This is a genomic window from uncultured Azohydromonas sp., from assembly GCF_937926365.1.
Lineage (GTDB): Bacteria > Pseudomonadota > Gammaproteobacteria > Burkholderiales > Burkholderiaceae_C > Azohydromonas.
In genome coordinates this window covers 18,613-29,158 of record NZ_CALAOH010000231.1, presented here as the reverse complement: position 1 = coordinate 29,158, position 10,546 = coordinate 18,613, and the positions used below count along the sequence as shown (strand labels likewise).

At 71.3% G+C, this 10,546-nt stretch carries 7 protein-coding genes and 1 pseudogene; 7 read left to right on the top strand and 1 reads right to left on the bottom strand.

What is annotated here, in order from left to right:
* The 5 genes and pseudogenes from Q0741_RS25820 to Q0741_RS25800 all read left to right on the top strand — a co-directional run.
* A pseudogene (locus Q0741_RS25820) lies at positions 1 to 184 on the top strand (hypothetical protein); the annotation flags it as partial.
* Positions 185 to 604: 420 nt separating this feature from the next.
* Positions 605 to 1,213 (top strand): hypothetical protein, encoded by a 609-nt coding sequence (locus tag Q0741_RS25815; protein WP_298236064.1) that lies wholly within the window; start codon positions 605 to 607, stop codon positions 1,211 to 1,213.
* Positions 1,210 to 3,165, top strand: a complete 1,956-nt coding sequence (locus Q0741_RS25810) for a hypothetical protein (RefSeq protein WP_298236063.1) — start codon at positions 1,210 to 1,212, stop codon at positions 3,163 to 3,165. Before Q0741_RS25815 ends, Q0741_RS25810 begins: the two co-directional genes overlap by 4 nt.
* A gap of 69 nt (positions 3,166 to 3,234) precedes the next feature.
* A complete protein-coding gene (locus Q0741_RS25805) occupies positions 3,235 to 4,926 on the top strand; it encodes a site-specific integrase (protein ID WP_298236062.1) in 1,692 nt (563 codons plus the stop codon).
* A gap of 227 nt (positions 4,927 to 5,153) precedes the next feature.
* Entirely contained in the window at positions 5,154 to 6,833 is a 1,680-nt protein-coding gene (locus Q0741_RS25800; RefSeq protein ID WP_298236061.1) for a site-specific integrase, read from the top strand.
* A 90-nt stretch (positions 6,834 to 6,923) separates the two neighbouring features.
* Here Q0741_RS25800 and Q0741_RS25795 read toward each other — a convergent pair whose 3' ends face one another.
* A complete protein-coding gene (locus Q0741_RS25795; protein WP_298236060.1) occupies positions 6,924 to 7,718 on the bottom strand; it encodes a DeoR/GlpR family DNA-binding transcription regulator in 795 nt (264 codons plus the stop codon).
* 138 nt (positions 7,719 to 7,856) lie between these two features.
* Here Q0741_RS25795 and glpD point away from each other — a divergent pair, with 138 nt between their 5' ends.
* Together glpD and Q0741_RS25785 are read left to right on the top strand one after the other, a co-directional pair.
* Complete coding sequence (gene glpD, locus Q0741_RS25790; protein ID WP_298236059.1) at positions 7,857 to 9,473, top strand: glycerol-3-phosphate dehydrogenase; 1,617 nt, start codon at positions 7,857 to 7,859, stop codon at positions 9,471 to 9,473.
* On the top strand, positions 9,464 to 10,546 hold the full coding sequence (locus tag Q0741_RS25785; protein ID WP_298236058.1) for an ABC transporter ATP-binding protein: 1,083 nt from the start codon (positions 9,464 to 9,466) through the stop codon (positions 10,544 to 10,546). The genes glpD and Q0741_RS25785 overlap by 10 nt, the downstream gene beginning before the upstream one ends.

Sequence of the window (10,546 nt, the reverse complement as noted above, 5' to 3'; positions counted from 1 at the left end):
GCGCAAGCTGCCCGCGCACCCGGCCTACCTGGAGGCGCGGCGCGTGCTCAGCGCCAACGCGCGCGAGCTCGGCGCCGAAGCCGAGCCAGCGCTCGCACCGCCCGAAGCCACGCAGCCTGCAGCACCGACCACCGTCGCGGCGAGCGTGGCACTGCCGCCGATGCGCAAGGCGCAGCAGTGGTGAACGACGATCCGGCCACAGCGCCGCTGCTGTCGCCTCAGATCCCGCGCGAGCACCCGCTGGTCACGCGCGACTACTCGCTCTTCACGCCGGCCATCCATGAGATGGCTGCCACCATCGGCGGCTGGATCGACGACCAGGTGGACGGCGCCACCATCTTCGGCCCCTCGCGCTTCGGCAAGTCCAGCGCCGTGGACCACTGGCTGCAGCGGCTGCTGTCCGAGCGCTACGGTCACCACCTGCCCCTCGTGGTGTGGAGCCACACCGACTGCGGCAGCGCGCACTCCGTGGGCAGCTTTTACGCGCAGCTGCTGGCGGCCAGCCGCCATCCGCTGGCCACGGCCAAGCGCAGTCCGCTGGACCGCCAGCACATGCTCGTCGAGCGCTGGATGGCCCTGGCGGCCCGAAGGCGGCGGACGCTTCGTGGTGCTGGTCATCGACGAGGCGCAGGGCATGACGCAGCGCGAGTGGCTGTGGCTGGTGGAACTGCACAGCCTGCTGGAGAAGCAGCGCACGCGGCTGTGCGTGTTCTCGGTGGCGTCGCTGCAGTTCTTCGACGAGCCCATGGGCATGGCGCTCTCGGGCGGCGCGCACGTGGCCGCACGCTTCATGCTCGACGCACGTCCCTTCCACGGCGTACGCAGCGTTGAGGAGCTGGCCTACGTGATGTCGGGCTACGACGACGGCACCGAATGGCCCGCGGGCTCGGGGCTGTCCTACACCGCCGGTATCGCGCCACAGGCCTGGGGCGAAGGATTGCGCATGCGCGACCAGGCCGGCGCGCTCATGGCCGCCATGCAGGAGGAGCTGCCCGCGCGCTACGCCGGCCCGAGCGAGTACCCGATGAAGACCGTGGCGCAGGCCTGCCGCCACGCGCTGCTGCGCCTGGGCGGCGGCGCGCGGCTGCGCGAGGTGACCTCGGCTGCGTCCTGGCGCGCCATCGTGCAGGGCTGCGGGCACCGCAACCTCATGGCCATGGTGTCGGCAGCAGCCCCCCGGCTGCGCTCGCATGCGCGGCCTGTCTCGCCATGAGCGGCATCGCGCAGCTGACCTGGCACCCAGGCAGCATCCCGCCCTACGCCTCGCTGTGGCACACGCTGCGCCGGGTGGCCTGTCTCAACCGGCTGCGCATGATGGACCTGGGGCGGCTCGTACCTGCAGTCTCGGTCAGGCACGGCCCCGTGCCGGACCTGCTGCACAACGACGACGATGCCATCGACACGCAGGCGCTGGAGCGGCTGCTGGGCGAGGCACCGCAGGCCCTGGCCTGGTCGCACATGGGCCGCGCGGCGCCTTGGATGCGCTTCCTCTTCACGCCAGGCATGCGTGTGTGCCCGGCCTGCCTGGCCGACGGTTACCACAGCGCTCTGCTGTCGTTGCGGCTGCTGGGCGCCTGTCCGATCCACGGCCTGCCGTTGCGCAGCCATTGCCACTGCGGCCGCGGCTTCAGCGCCCGGTTCACGGCGCGGGACTGCCTCAGCGCCGCTTGTTGTCCCTGCGGCAGGTTCGTCTTCTTCACCTCCGAGACCTGCCGGCGTCCCACGCTGCGCCCCGGTGCAACCATGGCCCTGGACCCAGCCGTGCGCTGGCTGCGGCAGTGCGCCCGCATCGCCATGCTGCAGCACCCTGACCAGGCACAGCAGCATGACGGCGACGCCACGTGGCTGCGCTCCATCTGCGTGTGGTGCAGCGCGCTGGACATCGACTACCCGGAGTGCTTCCTGCAACCACCGGCACAGCCGGCCTACACGGCCAGGGTCTGCAAGGGCCGCGCAGCCGCCAGGCCCACCAAGCACGGTACGCGCACCGCCAAGCCGCCTGAGCGCAGCCTGGACGCCACGCCGCTGCGTCTGGTCTACCGCGCCATGGCGCGCCACCTGCGCCGCCATGTCGTCGTGGGACGCAGCAAGCGCTGGGTCACCAAGTTCATGCAGTCGGGCAACGTTCTGGAGATTGCCCGCATGCTCGCCGGCCAGCCACGTGCCGTGCTGTCGCTGGCCGAGCTCATGTGGGCCCGGCAAGTCGAGGAGCACGTCGAGGAACGGCGTTGGCCGTACCGGCAGATGCCCACGGAGCAGCCGATGCGGGTGCTGCGCGACCAGCAGCTGGCGTTCGACCCAGCCGGGCAGGCAAGGTCCGTATACGCACAGATCGATGAATCCCAGCGCCGCTGGCTCGATGAGCATGCCGCCGCCTGGGTACTGTCAACGCTCTGGAGCCATGCACTGAGCCGCGCCGTCATGATGGCCTACACCGGCGTTGCCGACTGGGAACGCAACTGCTGCAGCACCTTGGCGCTGTGCACAGGAGCCGCCACCATTGATGCCGACTCTCGCGCGTGCTTCGTGGGCATTGCCGCTGCCGGCACCGTGATGGGCGTGCCGCCGCGGTCTGACAAGCTCCAGCGCCGGCACATGGTCACGCAAGCCCAGGACACCGTGCTTCGCGCCTGCCAGGGGCCTTGCCTGACCTGGTCCGACCGGGACGGTTGGTTCGTCGCGCCTTCGCGCTCGCCTGCGCACGGCGCCTTCAAGCGCCATCGGCTGCTGGGTATTGCCCAAGCACGGCCGCACTTCTGGCTCTTCACGTCGGCGGACGGCATCGTTGTCGCCAGGCATTGCCAAGTCGCGATGCAGGCCCTGGGCAGCACGCCCGCACAAGCCATGGAGGCGCTGCGCGCTGCTGTGCGCAACCACATCAAGGTCTACGGCAGTGCCGACCATGAGCCGCGCCGGCATGTGATGCCCGTGACACCGCGGCCCGTGGAGCTGTCTGGCACCCAGCGGCTGCACGAGGAGATGCTGCGCATTCGCGAGAGGCGGGGCTTCTGGTCCGCCAGCAGCTGGCTCATAACCGAGTTCTTCCTCAACGACGCAGGACTCAACATCAGCGCGGCCCGACACCACGAGCGGGAGTCGTTGTTCGCATGGGTGGATGCGGCTGTGCGGCAGTCACCACGGCACCCGTGGAATGTCCGCGCCTGATGCCAATCGACGCCATGCAGGAGATAAGCCGTCTTATCGCTGTAGCGTTGTTGCAGGGGCAAACTCACCATGCGTAGAACACGCCACACCCCGGCCACGGCCAACGAGCTGCCCGACGCCGCCGCACTGGCGGCGTTGCGTGCCTGGCACGAGGGGCTGCCCACGCGCGCAGCCGTGGAGCAGTACCTGCCGCAGTCGCTGGGCGATGGCGCATCAGCGCGTGGAGTGCTGGGGGACATCCGCCGGCAGCTGCAGCACCTGGCACGCGCACGACAGCGGCCGGACTTGGCCCAGGTCTTCGACGTGGAGCACCGCGGCGACGCCGCCCACGCCCGTGCCGTGGCGCGGGCCATCGAGATCCTGCGTGAACTGCCGCCGGCGCAGCCGCTCATCGGCGACCGCGTCGAGCACTGGCTGAGCGTGCGTGTTGCCGCGGCGCTGAAGGCCGCGGGCATCGACACGCTGGCGGCGCTGACGCTGCGCGTGCCGCGGCGCCGGCGCTGGTGGGCGACCATCCCAGGGCTGGGCGCCGCGGGCGCACGTCAGGTGGAGGCCTTCTTCGCCACGCATCCCGAGCTCACCGAGCGGGCTCGCGCCCTGGTCGTGGTGCGCACCACGGATGTGCAGCCGTGGGAGCACATCGTGGTGCCGCAGGATCTCGACGGCTCGCTCGGGCGCTTCCGCGCCCCGCGCCAGAGCTGCGCGCTCGATGCCCGCGACGACTATGCCGCGGTGCAGGCCTGGCTGGACCGGCACGAGGCACAGGCCACACAGCGCGCGTACCGCAAGGAAGCCGAGAGGTTGATCCTTTGGTCGGTGCTGGAGCGCGGCAAGGCGCTGTCGTCGCTGGCCGTCGAGGACGCTTCCGCATACCGCGCGTTCCTGCGTCGGCCTGCGCCGGTGGCGCGCTGGGTTGGGCCGCCACGGCCGCGCCACTCTGCGGAGTGGCGGCCCTTCGCTGGAGCGCTGTCGGCGCGCTCCATCAAGTACACGCTCTCGGTGCTGGGCGCGCTGTTCCGGTGGCTGGTCGAGCAGCACTACGTGCTGGCCAACCCCTTCGCCGGACTGAAGGTGCGCGGGGCCTCGACCATCGCGCCGCTGGACGTCGGGCGCGGCTTCTCGCAGCCGGAGTGGCGGCTGCTGCGCGTCATCGCCGATGGGCTGGAATGGTCCTACGGCTGGAGCGCGCCGGCGGGGCAGCGCCTGCGATTCGTGCTGGACTTCGCCTACGCCACGGGACTGCGTGCCAGCGAGCTGGTAGGCGCCACGCTGGGCGCCATCGAGACCGACGCGCGGCAGGAGTCGTGGCTGCACCTCGTGGGCAAGGGCGCCAAGGCCGGCAAGGTGGCCCTGCCGCCGCTGGCCCTCACCGCGCTGGAGCGCTACCTGGTGCAGCGGGGGCTGCCCGTGACGCCCGCACGCTGGGCGCCCGACACGCCGCTGGTGGGGCGCCTGGCCAACGAGGCCAGTGGCGGCATCACGGCGACGCGTCTGTGGGCGCTGATGCGGCGCTTCTTCGCCACCGCGGCCAGTGTGATCGAGGGCGACAATCCGCAGCTGGCGGAGAAGCTGCGCCGTGCCAGCCCGCACTGGACAAGGCATACACACGCCACCCATGCCCTGGAGCGCGGCGCCGAGCTCACCACCGTGCGCGACAACCTGCGCCACGCCTCGATCGCCACCACCTCGACCTACCTGCACGGCGACGACACCAAGCGCGCACGGGAGATGGCCGAGGCCTTCGGCGTCCCGCCGCCGTGACCGGCCGCAAGCCGTTGGAGTTGCCTTGGAAGCTCAACGGGCGTACGTTGACCCGTTGCCTTGGACGGCGGAGCCCCTATAGCAACAACTTTAGTTGGCGCATAGGAACAACTTTAGTTGTGGGAACGCCGCTCGGCATGCACCAGGCTTGCACAGGAATGCAACTATCGAGATAACTTTTCTTATCGCTATAGCATGCTGGGGTGGACAAACTTGCACCTCACAAAATGAGCGACACCCCGGCGTCGGCCGACGCCCTGCCCGACGCCGCCGCGCTGGCCGCGCTGCGTGCGTGGCACGAAGGGCTTTCGGCGCGCTCAGCCGTCGAGCAGTACCTGCCGCATGCCCTGGTTGATGGCGCATCGGCGCGCGGCGTGCTCGGGGGCATCCGGCGCCAGCTGCAGCGCCTGGCGCGCTCGCGCCAGCGGCCCGACCTGGCCGAAACCTTCGCCATGGAGCACCGTGGCGACGCGGCCCACGCCCGCGCCGTGGCGCAGGCCATCGAGACACTGCGCGCGCTGCCCCCGCCGCAGCCGCTCATCGGTGACCGGGTGGAGCGGTGGCTGCCCGCGCGCATTGCCGCCGCGCTGCAGGCTGCGGGCATCGACACGCTGGCGGCGCTGACGCTGCGCGTGCCGCGGCGCCGGCGCTGGTGGACGGCCGTGCCCGGGCTGGGCGCCATGGGCGCGCGTCAGCTGGAGGACTTTTTCGCCGCGCACCCCGCGCTCACCGAGCGCGCCCGCGCGCTGGTGGCGGCGCCGGCCACGGACGTACAGCCCTGGGAGCGCATCGCGCTGCCGCAGGAACTCGACGGCTCACAGGGGCGTTTCCGCGCTCCGCGCGAGAGCTGCGCGCTCGACGCCCGCGACGACTACGCCGCCGTGCAGGCCTGGCTGGAGCGCCATGAGTCCGAGGCCACGCGACGCGCCTACCGCAAGGAGGCGGAGCGGCTGATCCTGTGGGCGGTGCTGGAGCGCGGCAAGGCGCTGTCGTCACTGGCCACCGAGGACGCCACCGCCTACCGCGCGTTTCTGCGCCGGCCCATGCCCGCGGCGCGATGGATCGGGCCGCCACGGCCCCGGCGCTCGCCAGAATGGAAACCCTTTGCCGGAGCACTGTCGGCGCGCTCCATCAAGTACACGGTGTCGGTGCTGGGGGCGCTGTTTCGCTGGCTGGTCGAGCAGCGCTACGTGCTGGCCAACCCCTTTGCGGGCATGAAGGTGCGCGGTGCGTCATCGACGGCGCCGCTGGACACCGCACGCGGCTTCTCTCTGCCTGAGTGGCGGCTGCTGCGCGTCATCGCCGACGGCCTGGAGTGGTCCTACGGCTGGAGCGTGCCGGCCGCGCAGCGGCTGCGCTTCGTGCTGGACTTCGCCTATGCCACGGGCTTGCGCGCGAGCGAACTGGTGGGCGCCACGCTGGGCGCCATCGAGACCGACGCACGGCAGGAGTCGTGGCTGCACCTCGTGGGCAAGGGCGCCAAGGCCGGCAAGGTGGCCCTGCCGCCGCTGGCCCTCACCGCCCTGGAGCGCTACCTGGTGCAGCGTGGGCTGCCCGTGACGCCCACGCGCTGGATGCCCGACACGCCGCTGGTGGGCCGCCTGGCCGACGAGGCCGGTGGCATCACGACGGCGCGCCTGTGGGCGCTGATGCGGCGCTTCTTCGCCACGGCCGCCGGCAGCATCGAAGGCGACAACCCGCAGCTGGCCGAGAAGCTGCGCCGGGCCAGCCCGCACTGGACAAGACATACCCACGCCTCGCACGCCCTCGAGCTTGGCGCCGAGCTCACCACCGTCAGGGACAACCTGCGCCACGCCTCGATCTCCACCACCTCGACCTACCTGCACCGCGACGACACCAAGCGCGCACGCGAGATGGCGGCGGCCTTCAGTAGCCCGCAGAGCTGAGCAGCGCTGCACGCGGTACCGTCGGTTGAGGAACGCAGCCCAAGACAAGGCTGACGCAGCCTTGTTGAGGCGGCACCTACCCAGCGGAGCTCATGACGTGGACGCCTCGAGGGCGGTGGCCACCACCAGTTGCACTCCGGCCTCGGCCAGCAGGGCAGGAAAGGGGTGCGGGGGCGTACGGTCCGTGTAGAGGCGGTCGAGCTGCGACAGGCGGGCCAGCTCCACCATGGCGGGACGGCCGAACTTGCTGTGGTCCGCCACCATCCACACCTCGCGCGACTGCTCCAGGATCGCGCGCGCGACCTTGACCTCGCGGTAGTCGTAGTCCCTAAGCGTGCCGTCGGGCTCGATGCCGGAGATGCCGACCAGGCCAATGTCCACGCGGAACTGGCGCATGAAGTCCACCGCGGCCTCGCCCACGATGCCGCGATCGCTGCCGCGCACATGCCCGCCCACGAGGATCACCTCGCAGCCCGGGCTGTCGGCCAGGATCGCGGCGACGTTGAGGTTGTTGGTGATCACGCGCAAACCCCGGTGCGCCCGCAGCTCCCGCGCCACGGCCTCGGTGGTGGTGCCTATGTTGATGATGAGCGAGCTGCCTTCGGGCACCGCGCTCGCCACGGCCTGCGCGATGCGCTGCTTGGCCTGCTCGTGCAGCCTCTGTCGCTGGCGGTAGGCAATGTTCTCGGTGGTGGAGCCCGGCACCCGCACGCCGCCGTGGAAGCGCGCCACCAGCCCCGCATCGGCAAGCAGCCTCACGTCACGCCGAACCGTCTGCAGCGTCACGCCGAACCGCTCGGCCAGTGCCTCGACGCTGGCGCTGCCGCGTCCCTGCACCTCCTGCAGCAGGGCGGCTTGGCGCGGATTGGGACTGAAAGAGCTCACCACGCGGGCGAGCTTAGGCCGCCCTGGCCTCGGGCTGGAGAGGACATGTCCGCTTGAAAACGAACCAAACCGGAACTAAAACGAAAAAACAGGAATACGAACGAAGACAACAGAACATCGTTCACCAGGAGACAAGACTTGAACGACGTCCGCGCCCGGCCCGAGTCGGCTGCGTTGCCTGATCACGCCACCTGCGACGTGCTGGTGGTGGGCGGCGGCATCAACGGCGCGGGCATCGCGCGCGACCTGGCGGGCCGAGGGCTGCGCGTGCTGCTGTGCGAGCAGGACGACCTGGCACAGCACACCTCGTCCGCCTCCACCAAGCTGGTACATGGCGGGCTGCGCTACCTGGAGTACCGGGAATTCGCGCTGGTGCGCAAGGCGCTGGCCGAGCGTGAAGTGCTGCTGCGCTCGGCACCGCACATCATGTGGCCGCTGCGCTTCGTGATGCCGCACGTGCCGGCGATGCGGCCCGCCTGGCTGATCCGCGCCGGGCTTTTCCTCTACGACCACCTGGCGCGGCGCGAGCTGCTGCCCGCTTCGCAGGTGGTTGACCTGCGCCACCATCCCGCCGGCACCGCGCTGCAGCCGCAGTACGTGCGCGGCTTCGTCTACTCGGACGGCTGGGTGGACGATGCGCGGCTGGTGCTGCTGTGCGCGGTGGACGCGGCCGCGCGGGGCGCGCGCGTGCTCACCCGCTGGCGCTGCGCCGATGCACGGCGCGAGGCGCAGGGCTGGCAAGCCACCTTGCAGGCCATGGACGGCACGGTGCAGCAGGTACGGGCACGGGCGCTGGTCAACGCCGCGGGCCCCTGGGCCGCGGCGTTCCTGGCGCAGCAGGCGCACGGCGTGCGCAGGGTGCTGCGACTGGTCAAGGGCAGCCACATCGTCGTGCCACGCCTCTTCGGCCACGACCACGCCTACGTGCTCCAGAACGAGGACCGCCGCATCATCTTCGCCATTCCCTACGAGGAGGACTTCACGCTCATCGGCACCACCGATGTCGAGCTTGACGGGCCGCCGGGGCCGGTGCGCATCGAGCCGTCCGAGATCCAGTACCTGTGCACGCAGGCCAGCCGCTACCTGGCGCAGCCGGTGCAGCCGGCGCAGGTCGTGTGGACCTTCTCCGGCGTGCGGCCGCTGCTCGATGACGAGGCTGCCAACGCGTCGGCCATCACCCGGGACTACCTGCTGGAACTCGACACCGCCGCGGCCCCGCTGCTCAACGTCTGGGGCGGCAAGATCACCACGTTCCGCAAGCTCGCCCAGGAGGCCGCGGACCGGCTGGCACCTGCGCTGGGCTGCCGTGCCGGCGCATGGACCGCGCAAGCCTTCCTGCCGGGCGGCGACCTGTCGGAGTTCATCGGCGCGCAGGCGCTCCACAGCCGGGACACGCAGGCCGACATGCGCGCCTTCGACGCGGCACTGGCGCGGCGCTGGCCCGATCTGCCCGCGCCCGTGCGCCAGCGCTGGGCGCGGCTCTACGGTGCCCGCGTGGCACTGCTGCTCGACGATGGCGCGGCCGCGCCGCAACTCGGCACCGAGGTGGCCGCGGGCCTGTACGAGGTGGAGCTGGACTACCTGCATCGCCACGAATGGGCCCGCAGCGCCGAGGACGTGCTGTGGCGGCGTACCAAGCTCGGCCTGCACCAGACCGTGGCCGAGCGCGAGGCGGTGCGGCACTGGTGCGAGCAGCGCTGGCGCCCGCTGCCGGCTGCACCGGACGTCACGCGCGCGGAGGGCGCATGGAACTGAGGCTCGAAGGCGTCGCCCACCGGGTAGGAGCACAGGACTTCCTGTACCCGCTGGACCTGGCGCTGCGCCCCGGGACGCTGACGGTACTGCTGGGCGCGACGCAGGCCGGCAAGACCACGCTGATGCGGCTCATGGCGGGGCTGGACCGTCCCACACGGGGCCGCGTGCACGTGGACGGGCGCGACGTCACCGGCGTACCGGTGCGCCAGCGCAACGTGTCCATGGTCTACCAGCAGTTCATCAATTACCCCTCGCTGACGGTGTTCGACAACATTGCCTCGCCGCTGCGGCTGCGCGGCACGCCACGCCAGGAGACGGCGCGCCGCGTGCAGGCGATCGCACAATGGCTGCACATCGAGCCTTTCCTGCAGCGCCTACCCGAACAGCTCTCGGGCGGGCAGCAGCAGCGCGTGGCCCTGGCGCGGGCGCTGGCCAAGCAGGCGTCGCTGGTGCTGCTCGACGAGCCGCTGGTGAACCTGGACTACAAGCTGCGCGAGGGCCTGCGCGAGGAGCTGGGCGCGCTGTTCTCCACGGGTGACGCCACCGTGGTGTACGCCACCACCGAGCCCGGCGAGGCGCTGCTGCTGGGCGGGTGGACGGCAGTGCTCGACGCCGGGGAACTGCTGCAGTACGGCCCCACGGCCGAGGTGTTCCACCGGCCGGCCTCGCTGCGTGTGGCGCGCGCCTTCAGCGACCCCCCGATGAACCTCATGGCCGCCCAGGCGGCGAACCTGGGCGTGCAGCTGGCCAGCGGGCTGCAGCTGTCGGTACCGCTGCCGCCGCAGGCCGCGGCGCGCCTGGTGGGCCGGCTCACGCTGGGCGTCCGCGCCAACGCGTTGCGGCTGCAGCCGCGCGAGGGCGACGTGGCACTGCCCGGGTGCGTGGAACTGGCCGAGATCGCCGGTTCCTACACCTTCGTGCACGTGGACACCGCGGTGGGCGAGCTGGTGGCGCAGCTCAGCGGCGTGCACGCCCTGGCGCTGGGCGAGGCCGTGGAGCTGTACCTGCAGCCGGCGCAGGCGTATCTCTTCGACGGCGACGGCACGCTGCTGCGCGCGCCGCAGGAGCCCTGA